The 15,861-nt window shown below is 74.3% G+C and carries 12 protein-coding genes; 9 read left to right on the top strand and 3 right to left on the bottom strand.

Annotated elements, in window-relative coordinates; translation table 11 throughout:
• The first annotated feature begins 23 nt into the window (after positions 1–23).
• Both ABT403_RS32260 and ABT403_RS32255 read left to right on the top strand, forming a co-directional pair.
• Complete coding sequence (locus ABT403_RS32260; protein WP_344168743.1) at positions 24–3,668, top strand: glycosyltransferase family 2 protein; 3,645 nt, start codon at positions 24–26, stop codon at positions 3,666–3,668.
• Positions 3,665–5,152: a DUF5719 family protein gene (locus tag ABT403_RS32255; RefSeq protein WP_344168746.1), complete on the top strand. Its 1,488-nt coding sequence runs from the start codon at positions 3,665–3,667 to the stop codon at positions 5,150–5,152. The genes ABT403_RS32260 and ABT403_RS32255 overlap by 4 nt, the downstream gene beginning before the upstream one ends.
• Positions 5,153–5,182: 30 nt before the next feature.
• Here the strand turns inward: ABT403_RS32255 and ABT403_RS32250 are convergent, their stop codons facing one another.
• Entirely contained in the window at positions 5,183–5,659 is a 477-nt protein-coding gene (locus ABT403_RS32250; protein ID WP_344168749.1) for a metallopeptidase family protein, read from the bottom strand.
• 217 nt (positions 5,660–5,876) lie between these two features.
• Here ABT403_RS32250 and ABT403_RS32245 point away from each other — a divergent pair, with 217 nt between their 5' ends.
• The 6 genes from ABT403_RS32245 (at position 5,877) to ABT403_RS32220 (ending at position 11,551) form a co-directional block, all read left to right on the top strand.
• Positions 5,877–6,251 (top strand): DUF3499 domain-containing protein, encoded by a 375-nt coding sequence (locus ABT403_RS32245; protein ID WP_344168752.1) that lies wholly within the window; start codon positions 5,877–5,879, stop codon positions 6,249–6,251.
• Between the two features lie 78 nt (positions 6,252–6,329).
• Complete coding sequence (locus ABT403_RS32240) at positions 6,330–7,700, top strand: phosphomannomutase/phosphoglucomutase (RefSeq protein ID WP_344168755.1); 1,371 nt, start codon at positions 6,330–6,332, stop codon at positions 7,698–7,700.
• A gap of 254 nt (positions 7,701–7,954) precedes the next feature.
• Positions 7,955–8,140, top strand: coding sequence for a Trm112 family protein (locus tag ABT403_RS32235; RefSeq protein WP_344168758.1), 186 nt, complete (start codon positions 7,955–7,957; stop codon positions 8,138–8,140).
• Between the two features lie 60 nt (positions 8,141–8,200).
• Positions 8,201–9,334 carry an SIS domain-containing protein gene (locus ABT403_RS32230; protein ID WP_344168761.1) on the top strand — a complete coding sequence of 378 codons (1,134 nt, stop codon included), beginning with the start codon at positions 8,201–8,203 and terminating at the stop codon, positions 9,332–9,334.
• Between the two features lie 48 nt (positions 9,335–9,382).
• Positions 9,383–10,540 carry a mannose-6-phosphate isomerase, class I gene (gene manA / locus ABT403_RS32225; RefSeq protein ID WP_344168764.1) on the top strand — a complete coding sequence of 386 codons (1,158 nt, stop codon included), beginning with the start codon at positions 9,383–9,385 and terminating at the stop codon, positions 10,538–10,540.
• A gap of 75 nt (positions 10,541–10,615) precedes the next feature.
• A complete protein-coding gene (locus ABT403_RS32220) occupies positions 10,616–11,551 on the top strand; it encodes a cation diffusion facilitator family transporter (RefSeq protein WP_344168767.1) in 936 nt (311 codons plus the stop codon).
• Positions 11,552–11,656: 105 nt separating this feature from the next.
• Here the strand turns inward: ABT403_RS32220 and lepB are convergent, their stop codons facing one another.
• Positions 11,657–12,388, bottom strand: coding sequence for a signal peptidase I (gene lepB, locus ABT403_RS32215; RefSeq protein ID WP_344168770.1), 732 nt, complete (start codon positions 12,386–12,388; stop codon positions 11,657–11,659).
• A gap of 173 nt (positions 12,389–12,561) precedes the next feature.
• The gene (locus ABT403_RS32210; protein WP_344168773.1) at positions 12,562–14,592 is read right to left on the bottom strand and encodes a fructose-specific PTS transporter subunit EIIC; all 2,031 of its coding nucleotides are present in this window, start codon (positions 14,590–14,592) and stop codon (positions 12,562–12,564) included.
• A 322-nt stretch (positions 14,593–14,914) separates the two neighbouring features.
• On the opposite strand from ABT403_RS32210, the gene ABT403_RS32205 reads away from it, so the two are divergent.
• Positions 14,915–15,861 (top strand): adenosylhomocysteinase (locus ABT403_RS32205; protein ID WP_351650420.1); only part of this gene is annotated, 947 nt, incomplete at its 3' end.

Here is a 15,861-nt window from a genome sequence, read left to right as displayed (position 1 = left end):
CAGGCCGGAGGGCCCGTACCGCGATGTCCCCGCACAGCAGCTCGCCGGTCTCCCACCAGGCCGCCGGCGCCCCAGAATTCCCCCGGCACGTCGTCACCGCGGTCCTCGTCGCGCACGACGGAGCCCGCTGGCTGCCCCAGACCCTCGCCGGACTCCTCGCCCAGGAACGTCCCGCGCAGGCCCACGTCGCCGCCGACACCGGCAGCTCCGACGAGTCCGCCCGCCTGCTCGCCGAGGCCCTCGGCGACGAGCACGTCCTGCACCTCGCCCGCCGCACCGGATTCGGCGCCGCCGTCGACGAGGCCGCCCGCAGTGCGGGCACCCTCACCCCCGAGGACCTCCCCTACCTCAAGCGCCCCAGCGGCTGGGACCCCGTCAGCCGCACCTGGCGGGACGACGCCTACGACCTCCCCGACCTCCCCCACGGCGAACCCGTCCAGTGGCTCTGGCTCCTCCACGACGACAGCGCCCCCGAACCCGACGCCCTCACCGAACTCCTGCGCGTCGCCGACCAGAACCCCGAAGCCGCCGTCATCGGCCCCAAGCTCCGCGGCTGGTACGACACCAAGCAGCTCCTCGAAGCCGGCGTCACCATCGCCCGCGGCGGCCGCCGCTGGACCGGCCTCGACCGCCGCGAACAGGACCAGGGCCAGCACGACCAGGTCCGCCCCGTCCTCGCCGTCTCCACCGCCGGGATGCTCGTACGCCGCGACGTGTACGACGCCCTCGGCGGCTTCGACCGCCGCCTGCCCCTCATGCGCGACGACGTCGACCTCTGCTGGCGCGCCCACAGCGCCGGCCACACCGTCCTCGTCGCCCCCGACGCCGTCCTGCGCCACGCCGAGGCCGCCGCCCGCGAACGCCGCACCGTCGACTGCGCCGGCCGCTCCGCCGTCGACCCCCACCGCGTCGACAAGGCCGGAGCCGTCCACACCCTGCTGGCCAACACCCCCGGCCGCGCCCTGCCCTACGTCCTGCTGCGCCTGGTCCTGGGCACCCTCCTGCGCACCCTCGGCTACCTCATCGGCAAGGCCCCCGGCCAGGCCGCCGCCGAGTTCACCGGCCTGCTCGCCACCCTGCTGCGCCCCGGCCGGATCCTCGCCGCCCGCAAGGCCCGCCGCCGCACCGCCGCCCCCGCCGCCGAACTGCGCCCCCTCTTCCCCCCGCCCGGCGCCACCCTGCGCGCGAGCGCCGAACAGCTCGCCTCCTACCTCGGCTCCGGCCGCGACACCGACACCGCCCCCGGCGGACGGCACGGCGGCGCCGTCGAATCCGGGCCCGGCGGCGACGACGCCGACTACCTGGAGATCGAACAGTTCTCCCGGCTCAAGCGGATCGCCCGCAAACCCGCCCCCGTCCTCTTCGCCCTGCTCCTGCTGGTCTCACTCGCCGCCTGCCGCGCCCTGATCGGCGGCGGCACCCTCATGGGCGGCGCCCTCCTGCCCGCCCCCGCGGACGCCCTCGACCTGTGGCACCGCTACACCACCGACTGGCAGCCCGCGGGCACCGGGACCACCGCCGGGGCGCCCCCCTACCTCGCCGTCCTGGCAGGCCTCTCCGCCCTGCTCCTCGGCTCCACCAAGGCCGCGCTGGCCCTGCTGCTCGTCTGCTCCGTCCCCCTCGCCGGCCTCACCGCCTACTTCGCCTCCCGGCCGCTCGCCGAGTCCCGGCTGCTGCGCGCCTGGGCCGCCGTCGCCTACGCCTTCCTCCCCGCCGTCACCGGAGCCCTCGCCGGAGGCCGCCTCGGCACCGCCGTCCTCGCGATCCTCCTGCCCCTCCTCGCCCGCTCCGCCGTCACCGCCTTCGGCTTCGCCGACCGCGACACCCCGGGCACCTGGCGCGCCGTGTGGACGTACACCCTGCTGCTGACCCTGGCCACCGCCTTCACCCCGGTCGCCTGGCCGCTCGCCGCCGTCCTCGGCGCCGCCGCGGTCCTGGTGCGCCGGGCGCGCTGGAAGACGTACGCCCCCCGGCTGCTCGCCGCCCTCGCCGTACCCGTCCTCGTCCTCGCCCCCTGGTCCCTGGGCCTGTTCACCCACCCCGCGCGACTCCTGCGCGAGGCCGGACTCCCCTACGGCAGCGGCTCCGCCACCCCCCTCGGCCTGCTCACCGCCAACCCCGGCGGCCCCGGCACCGGCGGCGGACTGCTCCTCGCCGGCACCCTGCTCGCCGCCCTCGCCGCCCTGCTCCGCGCCGACCGCCGCCTCGCCATCGCCACCGCCTGGACCACCGCCCTGGCCGGACTGCTCCTCGCCGTCCTGCTGAACCGCACCGGCTGGGCCGGCCCCGCCGCCCTCCTCTACGGGCTCGCCCTCATCGCCGCCGCCGTCCTCGGCGCGGACGGAGCCAAGGAGCGCGTCGCCGCCCGCAGCTTCGGCTGGCGCCAGCCGCTGGCCGCCCTCGTCGCGCTGGCCGCGGCCGCCGGACCGCTGCTCGCCGCGGCCGTCTGGACGGTCGCCGGCGCCGACGGGCCCCTGGGGCGGCGCGACCCCGTCCAGGTCCCCGCCTTCGTCGCCGCCCAGTCCGACGACAGCAACCGCACGCGCACCCTCGTCCTCGGCGGCACCTCGCCCGCCACCGTCTCCTACACCCTGGTGCGCGGCGGCGGCGTCGGCCTCGGTGACGCCGAGGTCCTCGCCGAGGCAGGCTCCCAGCCCCGTCTCACCAAGGCCGTCTCCAGCCTGGTCTCCGGCTCCGGCGCCGACCAGTCCGAGCAGCTCGCCGCGTTCGCCGTCCGGTACGTGATGATCCCGCCCGGCGGGCCCGTCGCCCTGCGGCGGATCCTCGACGGCACCCCCGGCCTCAAGCAGCACCACCAGGAGGACGGCACCGCCGTCTGGGAGGTCCAGCGGCTCCCCGCCCGCGTCACGATCGTCCCGGCCCGCCAGGGCCAGGCCCCCATCGCCGTCGACGCCGGACCCGTCGCCGCCCGCGCGAAGATCCCCGCCGGCGAGGAGGGCCGCACCCTGCGCCTCGCCGACCGCGCCGACCCCGGCTGGAAGGCCACCCTCGACGGCAAGCCCCTCACCCCCGTCACCCTCGACGGCTGGGCGCAGGGCTTCCGGCTGCCCCAGGGCGGCGGCCGCCTCGACCTGGTCCACCAGGACTCCGCCACCCGCGACGCCTGGCACTGGGCGCAGGGCCTGCTCGCCCTCGTACTGCTGGTGATGGCCCTGCCGGGCCGCCGCGCCCGCCTCGACGACGACCTCCCCGAGGAGACGGCCCCCGCCGGCGGCGCCGAGGCCGGGCAGGGCCGCCGCGCCCGCCGCCGGGGCGCGCCCGCGGCCGCGGAGCCGGAGGCGGGCCCGGCCGAGGCCCTCGTCGACCCGTACGCGCAGATCCCCGCGCAGCAGGTGTACGGCGAGGAGTCGTACGCCTACCAGGAGCCCTACGCCTACGAACCCCCGTACGAGCCCGGCTACGCGCCCCCGCACGAGCCCGGCTCCGGAGCGCCGTACGAGACCCCGTACGCGCCCGGCTACGGGCAGCCGCAGCCCGCCGCGCCCCCGTACCCGCAGCAGCCGGGGTACGGCGGGACCTACGCCGGCTCCGGGCAGCAGCCCCCCTTCCCGCACCAGCAGCAGCCCCAGCCGTACGAGTACGAGCCCCAGCAGTACGACACCTACGGACAGCACCACCCGCGTCCGGACGGGAGCCCCCAGCCGTGAAGCAGCGCGCCCCCCTCACGCTCGCGGCCGTGACGGCGGCCCTCGCCGCCGCCTGCGGCCTGGCATTCGTCACCGCCCCCACCGCCGCCCCGGCCGCCGACGCCCGGCGCGCGGCCGCCGCGCGGATGCCGGTGGAGCGGTCCGTGCTGGTCTGCCCGGCGCCCAGTTCCTCGGACATCGCCGACACCACCTACACCTCGCTCACCCCGGCCTTCCCCGGCCGCGCGGCGGGCACGGGGACGGCCCGGCTGGCCACCAGGGAGGGCAAGGCCGTCCTGGAGCCCAAGGAGCCCGGCAAGCCGGTCACGGCCACCGCCTCCGGCGCCGAGGCGCCCGCGCTGACGGGGACCGCCGTGGGTGCCCTGGCCCCCGGCTGGACCGCCCAGCAGACCACCAAGGTCGCGGTCGGGCAGGCGCGCGGGCTGCTCGGGCTCGCCTGCACCACGCCCGGCACCGACTTCTGGTTCCCCGGCGTCAGCACCGCCAAGGGCCGCCAGGACTACGTCCACCTCACCAACCCCGACGACACCGTCGCCGAGGTGGACATCAAGCTCTACGGCCCCGACGGCCTGCTCAAGCCCAAGCCGGGCACCGCCGACGCGGTCATCACGGTCGAACCCCACTCCACCACCAAGGTGTGGCTGGCCACCCTGGCCGCCGACGCCCAGCTCCCGGACGTCACCGCGCACGTGACCACCGGCTCCGGCCGGGTCGGCGCCTCCACGCAGATCACCGAGGACGGCGTCGGCTCCGACTGGCTCCCGGCCTCCGCCGGCCCGGCCGGCTCCCTGGTCCTGCCCGGCATCCCGGCCGACGCCGCCTCGGTCCGGCTGGTCGCCTTCGCCCCCGGCGAGGACGACGCCGACCTGACCGTGAAGCTGTCCGGCGCGAACGGCTCGATCAGCCCCGCCGGCAAGGAGCGGCTGCACGTCAAGGCCGGTATGACCGCCTCCGTGGACCTGGGGGACATCACCCGGGGCGAGGCCGGCGCCCTGTTCCTGGCCCCCGCCGACCCGAAGAAGCCCGTCCCCGTGGTGGCGGCGCTGCGGGTGGTCCGCGGCACCGGAGCCAAGCAGGAGGTGGCCTTCATCCCGGCGAGCCCCCCGGTCGGGGAGCGGGCCACCGTCGCCGACGCCCGCCCCGAGGACAAGGCCACCACCCTGACCCTCACCGCCGCGGGCGCCGACGCCAAGGTCCGCGTCACCGCCTCCCCGGGCGCCGAGGGCGGTACGGCGGCCGTCCAGGAACTCACCCTCAAGGCGGGCACCACCCGCGCGGTGACCCCGGTGCCGGCCCCCGCCGGCGGCAAGGGCCCCTACGCGCTGACCGTCGAGACCCTCTCCGGCGGCCCGGTCCACGCGGCCCGCACCCTGACCCTGCCGCAGGACGGGATCCCGATGTTCACCGTCCAGACCTTCGCGGACGACCGCTCCCGCGTGTCCGTCCCCGAGGCCGTCGAGGACCCCTCGGTCCTGCTCCGCTGAACGCCCGGTCCGGCCCCCGGCGCGGCGGACTCAGTCCTGCCCGTACCGGGGGTCGACCGTCTCCGGCGAGAGCCCCAGCAGCTCCGCCACCTGCTCCACGACGATCTCGTGCACCAGCAGCGCCCGCTCGTCGCGGGACTTGGCCCGGATCTCCACCGGCCGCCGGAACACCACGATCCGCGCCGGCCGCCCGTCGCGGGCCTCCACCACCCCGCCCAGCGGCACCGCCTCGTCGTTCCAGCCCGCGTCCGGACCGCCCGGCGGCCCAGGCACGTCCGCGATCACGAACTCCACCTCGTCCAGCTGCGGCCACCGCCGCTCCAGCCGCTCCACGGAGTCCCGTACGAGGTCGCCGAAGATCTCGGCCCGGCTCGCCGAGAGCGGGACCTGGGGCGGGGCCAGCGGCCCGCGCATCCCGCGGCCGTGCCGGTCGCGCCGCCGGGGCCGGGGCTCCCGGGGGGCCTGGGCGTCGGATCCGGGGAGGGGAGGAAGCGAACTGTCCGTCACCCCGGCAGGGTAGCCCGCGCGCGGGGGCGCGCCACGGCCTCGATCCGGTCACGACCTGGTGTCGCGGCGGTGTCACACCCCGAACGATCCGGCCAAGATCGCGCACCATTACGGACTCGCTGCCCCTGTTCGTCACCACCCGGCGGACACGACACGGGGGAGTGGCCGGGGGGAGAGTCGTCGCGGCCCGGTCAAGAGTGCGGTACCGTCCAACGTCGTGAGCCTTGTACGTCGCTGTTCGCGCACCGCGTGCGGCCGCCCTGCCGTCGCCACACTGACGTACGTCTACGCCGACTCGACCGCAGTTCTCGGTCCGCTCGCCACCTACGCCGAACCCCACTGCTATGACCTGTGCGCCGAGCACTCCGAGCGCCTGACCGCGCCGCGCGGCTGGGAGGTCGTCCGCCTGTCGGACGGCTCCGGCCCGTCCGCCCGCAGCGGTGACGACCTCGAAGCGCTGGCCAACGCCGTCCGTGAGGCGGCCCGTCCGCCCGAGCGCGCGGCCGAGGCCGGCGGCTCCTCCGGGGGCGGCCCGGCGTCCGGCGAGACGCGCCGCGGACACCTGCGCGTCCTGCGCTCGCCCGACTCCTGACACTCAGATCGTCTGAAAAGCCACTCTCCGTACAAGGTAGGTTTGCTCCACCGCACGGAATCCTCAGGAGGGCAGGCAGTGGCCGCAGATCTTTCGAACATCGTCAAGGCCTACGACGTACGCGGCGTCGTACCGGACGAGTGGGACGAGCCGCTGGCCGAACTGTTCGGCGCGGCGTTCGTCGAGGTCACCGGCGCGAGCGCCATCGTCATCGGCCACGACATGCGGCCCTCCTCGCCCGGCCTGTCGGCCGCCTTCGCCCGTGGCGCGGCCGCCCGCGGCGTCGACGTCACCCTCATCGGGCTGTGCTCCACCGACCAGCTGTACTACGCCTCGGGCAAGCTCGACCTGCCCGGCGCCATGTTCACGGCCTCCCACAACCCGGCCCAGTACAACGGCATCAAGATGTGCCGCGCCGGCGCCGCCCCCGTGGGTCAGGACACCGGCCTCGCCACCATCCGCGAGCTGGCGGAGAAGTGGACCGACGAGGGCGCCCCCGAGGTCCCCGCCGGCACCGTCCCGGGCACCGTCACCGAGCTGGACAGTCTCCCCGGCTACGCCGAGCACCTGAAGTCCCTGGTGGACCTCACCGCGATCCGCCCCCTGAAGGTCGTCGTCGACGCGGGCAACGGCATGGGCGGCCACACCGTCCCCACCGTCTTCGCGGGCCTGCCGCTCGACCTCGTCCCGATGTACTTCGAGCTGGACGGCACCTTCCCGAACCACGAGGCCAACCCCCTCGACCCGAAGAACATCGTCGACCTCCAGGAGCGCGTGAAGGCCGAGGGCGCCGACCTCGGCCTCGCCTTCGACGGCGACGCCGACCGCTGCTTCGTCGTCGACGAGCGCGGCGAGGGCGTCTCCCCGTCCGCCATCACCGCCCTGGTCGCGGCCCGCGAGCTGGCCCGCAACGGCGGCACCGGCACGATCATCCACAACCTGATCACCTCCTGGTCGGTCCCGGAGGTCGTCCGCGAGAACGGCGGCACCCCCGTCCGCACCCGCGTGGGCCACTCCTTCATCAAGGCCGAGATGGCCGCCTCCGGCGCGATCTTCGGCGGCGAGCACTCCGCGCACTACTACTTCAAGGACTTCTGGAACGCGGACACCGGCATGCTCGCCGCGCTCCACGTCCTCGCCGCCCTCGGCGGCCAGGAGGGCCCGCTCTCCGAGCTGGTCTCCTCCTACGACCGCTACGTCGGCTCCGGCGAGATCAACTCCACCGTCGCCGACCAGGCCGCCCGCACCGCCGCCGTCAAGGCCGCCTACGCCGGCCAGGAGGGCGTCACCTTCGACGAGCTCGACGGCCTCACCGTCGCCGCCGCCGACTGGTGGTTCAACCTCCGCCCCTCGAACACCGAGCCGCTCCTGCGCCTCAACGTCGAGGCCCGCGACGAGTCCACCCTCATCAAGATCCGCGACGAGGTCCTGGCCCTGGTCCGCGCCTGACGAAAACCGCCGGCGGGGTCAGACCGGCCCGAGAACCAGCCCCGCCGGCGTTTGAGGCGCGGGGGCGCGGGGGCAGAGCCCCCGGAACGGCGCCGCAGGGGCAGAATCCAGCCCCGCCGGCGTTTGAGGCGCGGGGTCCGGGGCGGAGCCCCAGGAGCCGGGCGCAGCCCCCGCCCCGCCGCCGAGCCGCACGCCCAGTGACTCGGCGGTACGCTGACCACGCCCAATCCGCATCCCCGAAGGGACACCGCCCCATGCCGCTCGAAGCCGGCCTGCTGGAGATCCTCGCCTGCCCCGCCTGCCACGCCCCCCTCCAGGACAACTCGGCGGACGAGACCACCCCCGAGCTGATCTGCACCGGCCAGGACTGCGGCCTCGCGTACCCGGTCCGCGACGGCATCCCGGTCCTCCTCGTGGACGAGGCCCGCCGCCCCGCCTGACCCGGCGGCCCCGCGCCCCGCTCGACCAGCCTGGATCCGTCAACCCCGCCGGAGGCCCCCATGCTCGACGAGTCACTCCTCGACGCACCGGACGATCTCGCCCGTGCCGACCGCCGCGGCCTGCTCCGCGGCGCCGCCGAGGCCGGGGCCCGCGTGCGCACCGCCGCCCGGCACGCCACCGAGGCTGGCCTCGCGGACCTGCGTCCCGACGGCCGCCCCCGGGCGGTGCTCATCGCCGGCCCCGGCACCGCCGCCACCGGCGTCGCCGACCTCCTCGGCGCCCTCGCCGGAGCCTCCGCCCCGGTGACCCGCCTGCACCCCACCGGCGTCGCGCACGCCGCCGGGGCGCTGCGCTGGACCCTGCCCGGCTGGGCGGGCCCCGTGGACCTGCTGCTCATCGCCACCACCGACGGCAGCGAGCCCGGCCTCGGCGTCCTCGCCGAACAGGCCTACCGGCGGGGCTGCACCGTCGTCGCCGTCGCCCCCGAGCGCTCCCCGCTCAGCGAGACCGTCGACGGCGCCCACGGGCTCCTCGTACCGATGGCCAAGGCCCCGTACCAGGAGTACGACGAGTCGGCCGCCGCCGGCCCCGGCGCCCTGTGGGCCCTGCTCACCCCACTGCTGGTGCTCCTCGACAAGGTCGGGCTGATCGCGGCCGCCCCGGACACCCTCCAGCGCGTCGCCGACCGCCTCGACCGCACCGCCGAACGCTGCGGCCCGGCCATCGCCACCTACTCCAACCCGGCCAAGACCCTCGCCGCCGAACTCGCCGACTCCCTCCCCCTCATCTGGAGCGAGGGCACCGGCGCCGGACCGGCCGGCCGCCGCTTCGCCGCGACCCTCGCCGAACTCGCCGGCCGCCCCGCGCTCGCGGCCGACCTCCCCGAGGCCCTCCCCGCGCACGGCGTCCTGCTCTCCGGGGCCTTCGCCGCCGGGGCCGACCCGGACGACTTCTTCCGCGACCGCGTCGAGGAGCCCCAGGCCCTGCGCGCCCGCGTCGTACTGCTGCGCGACCGGCCTACCGGCGGACTCACCGCCGCACCGGCCGCGCGTGAGCTCGCCCTCAGCCACGACACGGCCGTCAGCGAGCTCGAACCGGAGGAGGGCGGTGAGCTGGAACAGCTCGCCGAACTCCTCGCCGTCACCGACTTCGCCACCGCCTACCTGGCGCTGGCGGGCCGGGGACACAGCTGAGGCACACACCCGTGCCCGCACCGCACCAGCTCCAGGAAGACGACGACGATGGACCGCCTGACGAACACGATCCGCCCCTACGCGTGGGGATCCACCACCGCGATCCCGGCCCTGCTCGGGGTCGAGCCCACCGGTGAACCCCAGGCCGAGATGTGGATGGGCGCCCACCCCGGCGCCCCGTCCCGCCTCGACCGCGGAGCGGGCGAGACCACCCTGTCGGCCGTCATCGCCGCCGACCCCGAGGGCGAGCTCGGCGCCGCCGCCGTCGCGAAGTTCGGCCCCGCACTGCCGTTCCTCCTGAAGGTCCTCGCCGCCGGCGCCCCCCTCTCCCTCCAGGTCCACCCCGACCTCGCCCAGGCCCGGGCCGGCTTCGAGGACGAGGAGCGCCGGGGCGTCCCGATCGACGCGGGCCACCGCAACTACAAGGACCCCAACCACAAGCCCGAACTGATCTGCGCCCTCACCCCCTTCGACGGCCTGTGCGGCTTCCGCCCGCCGCTGGAGGCCGCCGACCTCCTCGAAGGCCTCGGCGTCGACTCCCTGAAGCCGTACGTCGACCTGCTGCGCGCCCACCCCGAGGACGCCGCCCTGCGCGAGGTCCTCACCGCCGTCCTCACCGCCGACCGCGAGGAGATGGCCCACACCGTCGCCGAGACCGCCGCCGCCGCCGAACGCCTCGGCGGCCCGTACGCCCCGTACGCGGGCCTCGTGCACGACTACCCCGGCGACCCGGGCGTGATCGCGGCCATGCTCCTCAACCACGTCCGCCTCCAGCCCGGCGAGGCCATGTTCCTCGGCGCCGGCATCCCGCACGCCTACCTCGACGGCCTCGGCGTCGAACTCATGGCCAACTCGGACAACGTGCTGCGCTGCGGCCTCACCCCCAAGCACGTCGACGTCCCCGAACTGCTGAAGGTCGTCGTCTTCGAACCCACCGCCCCCGGCGTCCTGCGCCCCGAGGGCGACGGCGAGGAGGTCTACGAGACCCCCATCGACGAGTTCCGCCTCTCCCGCTTCGTCCTGGCCCCCGGCGGCGCGTCCCGCGCCCTCCCGGACACCGCCCCGCAGATCCTGCTCTGCACCGCCGGCGCCCCGGCCGTCGGCGAACTGGCCCTCGCCCCGGGCGAGTCGGTCTTCGTCCCGGCGGGCGAAAAGGTCGAACTGTCCGGAACCGGTACCGTGTTCCGGGCCACCGTCGTCGTCTGACACGGCATCGGCCGCACGGCCGGCTGCAACAATGTGCCGCCGTAGTCAGCGGCCAGGAGAGGACATCCAGCACCCATGAGCGCGTCGGGCGGCACCAAGGCGATCGTGGCGGCACTCGCCGCCAACCTGGCCATCGCGGTGGCCAAGTTCGTGGCATTCCTCTTCAGCGGCTCCTCGTCGATGCTCGCGGAGAGCGTCCACTCGGTCGCCGACTCCGGCAACCAGGGCCTGCTCCTCCTCGGCGGCAAGAAGGCCCAGCGCGAGGCCACCCCGCAGCACCCCTTCGGGTACGGGCGCGAGCGCTACATCTACGCCTTCCTCGTCTCCATCGTCCTCTTCACCGTCGGCGGCATGTTCGCCATCTACGAGGGCTACGAGAAGATCCACGACCCGCACCCCATCGAGTCCTGGTACTGGCCCGTCGGCGTCCTCGTCTTCGCGGTCATCGCGGAGGGCTTCTCCTTCCGCACCGCCATCAAGGAGTCGAACGAGACCCGCGGCAGCCAGTCCTGGGGCCAGTTCATCAAGAGCGCCAAGGCCCCCGAGCTGCCCGTGGTCCTGCTGGAGGACCTCGGCGCGCTCGTCGGCCTGGTCCTCGCCCTCCTCGGCGTCGGCCTCGCCCTCATCACCGACGACGGCGTGTGGGACGGCATCGGCACCCTGTGCATCGGCACCCTGCTGATCGTCATCGCCGTCGTCCTGGCCCTGGAGACCAAGTCCCTGCTGCTGGGCGAGTCCGCCGGCACGGCGGAGGTCGAGAAGATCAAGGCCGCGCTCGTCGACGGGGACACCGTCACCGGCGTCATCCACATGCGCACCCTGCACCTCGGCCCCGAGGAGCTCCTGGTCGCCGCCAAGATCGCCGTCCAGCACGACGACACCGCGACCGAGGTGGCCAACGCCATCAACGCCGCCGAGGCCCGTATCCGCGCCTCCGTGCCGATCGCCCGCGTGATCTACCTGGAGCCCGACATCTACAACCCCGACGCCGCCAAGGCCGACGGCCGCTGACCGGACCCTCCGGCCCGTCCGGCCCGTCCGGCACCGGACACACGAAGGCCCCCGCGGCTCGTCACGAGCCGCGGGGGCCTTCGCCCGTATGAGGGAGGGGGAACGCTACGGCTGCGCGTCCGCGCGCTCACCGGACCCGGCCGCCGCGGCGACCGGCTCGGCCGGCCCGGCCGGCGTGGCGGCCGCGGCCTCCCGCGCGGTGGCCCGCCTGCGCGCCCGCCGGGACACGAACGCCAGCACCGCGCCGGCCACCAGCACCAGCGCACCGGCCAGCTGCCCCCACACGGCCAGCTTCGCCATCGGGTACATCACGACCTTGGCGGAGACGTTGTCCGCCGGGACCGGCCCGTTGTTCGCGTACTGCGAGCCGTCCGAGTTCATCCGGTTGTCGCCCATCAGGAACACGGACCCCTCGGGCACCGTCACGTCGAAGGCCACCGCCGAAGGGTTCTTCCACTGCTCCAGGTACGGCTCGTCCAGCGGATCACCGTTGAGCACCAGCCGGTACTGGCCGCTGGTCTTGCTGCTCGGCTTGTACCGGATGCGGTCCCCGCCCACGGCGATGACCCGGTTCATCTGCGTCTTCTGCAGGGACCACGGGACGGAGACGAGGACGACGTCCCCCCGGTGCAGCTTCCCCGTGTCCACCGGCTCCAGGTAGATGCTCTCCCCGTCGGTGTAGGTCGGCGCCATCTGCCAGCCGGCCGCCTTGCCCTCCGAGTAGCGCGACGGGGGGTTGACGGCCTTCGCCACCGTCACCCCGCCGAGGATGACCGCTCCGAGCACCAGCAGGACGATCGCCGCGATCCCGCGTCTGCGTCCTGGCCTGTGTGTCATTTCGTCCCTTCCGATGTACCTGCCTTGCATCGTAGGTCGACGGCGATGCGCCGAACGCCGCCGGGGGCCCGGTGCGCCAAGTCCGTACATACCGATTCGGACACTGCCCGTACGCCGCCGGGCCCCGTACCGAGGCGGTACGGGGCCCGGCGGACGGGGCGCGGGAGACGGGCCTAACGGATCTCGTGCAGGACCTCCAGGACGGCCGGCCCGTCCGGCGCGGACCGGAGCCGGTCGCGGAACCCGCCGTCCATCAGCTTGCGCGACAGCAGGGCCAGGATCCGCAGGTGCTCGTCGCCGGCGGAGGCCTCCGGCACCGAGATCATGAAGATGAGCCGGGCCTTGGTGCCGTCCAGGGAGCCCCACTCGATGCCCTCGGAGGACCGGGCGAAGCCCACCGTGGGGCGGGTGACCGCGTCCGTCTTGGCGTGCGGGATCGCGATCGACTCGCCGAGCCCGGTCGTGCCCTGCGCCTCCCGGGCGAGGGCGACGCGGACGAGTTCCTCGACGTCACGCACGTTGCCGGTGGTGGCCAGCATCCCGGCCATCTCGCGGATCGCCGCCTCCTTGGAGTCCGCCGCCAGCTCCGTCCTGACGGTCCGTTCCGTCAGATAGCCGGACAGCACCTCCGCCTCCTCGGCGGCCGCGGCTCCGGGGGCCGGCGCGGTGGCGGCGGCCACGGCCGTACCGCCCGCCCCGGCGCCCACACCGGCGAGCACCGGCTCGGGCACCGGGCCCGCCTCCGGCGCACCGGCCCGGGCGGCCCTGCGGCCCTTGATCTCGATCAGCGCGTTGGTGGTGAGCGCGGTCACGACCGTGCCGATGGCGATCGCCACGAAGAACATCGCCACCCCGCTGATCGCGCCGAACAGCGAGACGACCGGACCGCCGTGCGGCACCGAGTTCCCGACCCCCGCCAGTCCGGCCACCGCACCGGCGACCGCGCCGCCGAGCATGTTCGCCGGGATGACCTGCGCCGGCCGTGCGGCGGCGAAGGGGATCGCCCCCTCGGAGATGCCGAAGAATCCCATGAACAGGGCGGCCACGCCGGCCTCCCGCTCCTGGTCGGTGTAGAGCCTGCGGCGCAGCAGCGTCGCCAGGCCCTGGCCGAGCGGCATGACGGGGATCGCGGCGGCGGCCATGCCCATGACCGCGTTGTTGGTGCCGATGAGGCCCACGGCCACGAGGAAGGCCGTCTTGTTGACCGGGCCGCCCATGTCGAAGGCGATCATCAGGCCGATCAGGGCGCCGAGGACGATGGCGCTGGAGCCGGTCATCCCGTTCAGCCAGTCGGTCAGGTGCGTGAAGAGCCAGGAGATCGGCTGCCCGATGACGTAGATGTAGAACAGCCCCAGCGCCAGCGTCGACGCGATCGGGATCACGATGATCGGCATGATCGGCTGGACGAACCGGGGAACCTTGACCTTCTTGATCCACACCACCAGGTAGCCGGCCAGGAAGCCGGTGGCGATGGCGCCCAGGAACCCCGCGTTGGCGTCCGCCCCGTAGATGTTCACGGCGTCGGCGGCCAGGAACCCGCCGATCATGCCCGGCACGAGCGCGGGCCGGTCACCGAGCGCGTGGGCGATGTAGCCGGAGAAGATCGGCAGCATCAGCTTGAAGCCGAGACCGCCCAGCGAGTTGACGTAGAACCAGAACGAGTCCTTGTCGAACTCGATGCCCTTGGGCGTGGTGTGCCCGCCCAGCGCGATCGAGACGGCGAGCAGCAGACCGCCGACGACGACGAACGGGATCATGTGGGAGACGCCGTTCATCAGCGCCTTGTACGCGGCGCTGCGCTCCCTTCCCCCGCCCGCCGGACCGCCGGGGGCCCCGTCCCCGCCCTGCACCGGCGCGGTGCGCACCCCTTCGATCAGTTCCTTCGGCCGGTGGATGCCGTCCGCGACGCCCGTGGAGAGGACCCGCTTGCCCGCGAAGCGTGCGCGGTCGACCTCCTTGTCGGCGGCGATGATGATCCCGTCCGCCTCTCTGACATCGTTGTCAGAGAGCACGTTCTCCGCCCCGATGGAGCCCTGCGTCTCCACCTTCATCTCCACGCCGAGCTCGGCGGCGGCCTGCTGGAGCTTCTCCGCGGCCATGTAGGTGTGTGCGATCCCCGTGGGGCACGCGGTGACGGCGAGCAGCTTCAGCCGCTCCGTCCCGCTCGCGCCTCCGCCACCGGGAGGGCCGGCCGTAGTACTCACGTGGAATCTCCTTCGCGCGATGGGTCCGTCCAACGGAATCCTCCACCAGATAAGGAGTGGATCAAAAGTCCGAAAGGCCCCGAACCCTCCGCCGGACGGCCCGAAAACAGGCCGTGACTCGTTCCCCCGCGGGCTGGGGCCCGCTGCGCCGATCGGTGTAGATTCGTCATCAGTGTCAGGCGTCGCCGCTGATGGCGGTCGGGCGGTCCTCGTGACCGGCCGAGGGGAGAGAGGGCCCCGCGACGGACTGTGCTCGGCGCACCGGCTTGCCCGTGCGCGGCTCAGCCGTACCCAACCTCTCGACCCATGAGGAGCAGCACCCATGGACTTCAAGGTCGCCGACCTTTCCCTTGCCGCCTTCGGCCGCAAGGAGATCACCCTGGCCGAGCACGAGATGCCGGGTCTGATGTCGATCCGCCGGGAGTACGCCGAGGCGCAGCCGCTGGCCGGCGCCCGTATCACCGGCTCGCTGCACATGACCGTGCAGACCGCCGTCCTGATCGAGACCCTGGTCGCGCTCGGCGCCGACGTCCGCTGGGCCTCCTGCAACATCTTCTCCACCCAGGACCACGCGGCCGCCGCCATCGCGGTGGGCCCGAACGGCACCCCGGAGAACCCGCAGGGCGTTCCGGTCTTCGCCTGGAAGGGCGAGACGCTGGAGGAGTACTGGTGGTGCACGGAGCAGGCGCTGACCTGGCCGAACACCCCCACCGGCGGCCCGAACATGATCCTCGACGACGGTGGTGACGCCACCCTCCTCGTCCACAAGGGCGTCGAATTCGAGAAGGCCGGCGCGGCCCCGGACCCGTCCACGGCGGACTCCGAGGAGTACGGCCACATCCTCACCCTGCTGAACCGCACCCTCGGCGAGAACCCGCAGAAGTGGACCCAGCTGGCGTCCGAGATCCGCGGCGTGACGGAGGAGACCACCACCGGTGTCCACCGCCTCTACGAGATGATGCAGGCCGGCGAGCTGCTGTTCCCGGCGATCAACGTGAACGACGCGGTGACGAAGTCGAAGTTCGACAACAAGTACGGCTGCCGCCACTCGCTGATCGACGGCATCAACCGTGCCACCGACGTCCTGATCGGCGGCAAGGTCGCGGTCGTCTGCGGTTACGGCGACGTCGGCAAGGGCTGCGCGGAGTCGCTGCGCGGTCAGGGCGCGCGGGTCATCGTCACCGAGATCGACCCGATCTGCGCGCTGCAGGCGGCGATGGACGGCTACCAGGTGGCGACGCTGGACGACGTGGTGGAGACGGCTGACAT

This window comes from Streptomyces sp. NPDC000075, assembly GCF_040301925.1.
In the GTDB taxonomy this organism is placed as follows: Bacteria; Actinomycetota; Actinomycetes; order Streptomycetales; family Streptomycetaceae; genus Streptomyces; species Streptomyces polychromogenes.
The sequence above is the reverse complement of the archived record's forward strand: the minus strand, read 5'-3'. Positions and strand labels throughout refer to the sequence as shown.

Bases quoted from the DNA above. Each gene is read 5' to 3' on its own strand.
- manA (WP_344168764.1), top strand. From the start codon at position 9,383: ATGGACCGCCTGACGAACACGATCCGCCCCTACGCGTGGGGATCCACC.
- ABT403_RS32260 (WP_344168743.1), top strand. From the start codon at position 24: ATGTCCCCGCACAGCAGCTCGCCGGTCTCCCACCAGGCCGCCGGCGCC.
- ABT403_RS32220 (WP_344168767.1), top strand. From the start codon at position 10,616: ATGAGCGCGTCGGGCGGCACCAAGGCGATCGTGGCGGCACTCGCCGCC.
- ABT403_RS32235 (WP_344168758.1), top strand. From the start codon at position 7,955: ATGCCGCTCGAAGCCGGCCTGCTGGAGATCCTCGCCTGCCCCGCCTGC.
- lepB (WP_344168770.1), bottom strand. From the start codon at position 12,388: ATGACACACAGGCCAGGACGCAGACGCGGGATCGCGGCGATCGTCCTG.
- ABT403_RS32230 (WP_344168761.1), top strand. From the start codon at position 8,201: ATGCTCGACGAGTCACTCCTCGACGCACCGGACGATCTCGCCCGTGCC.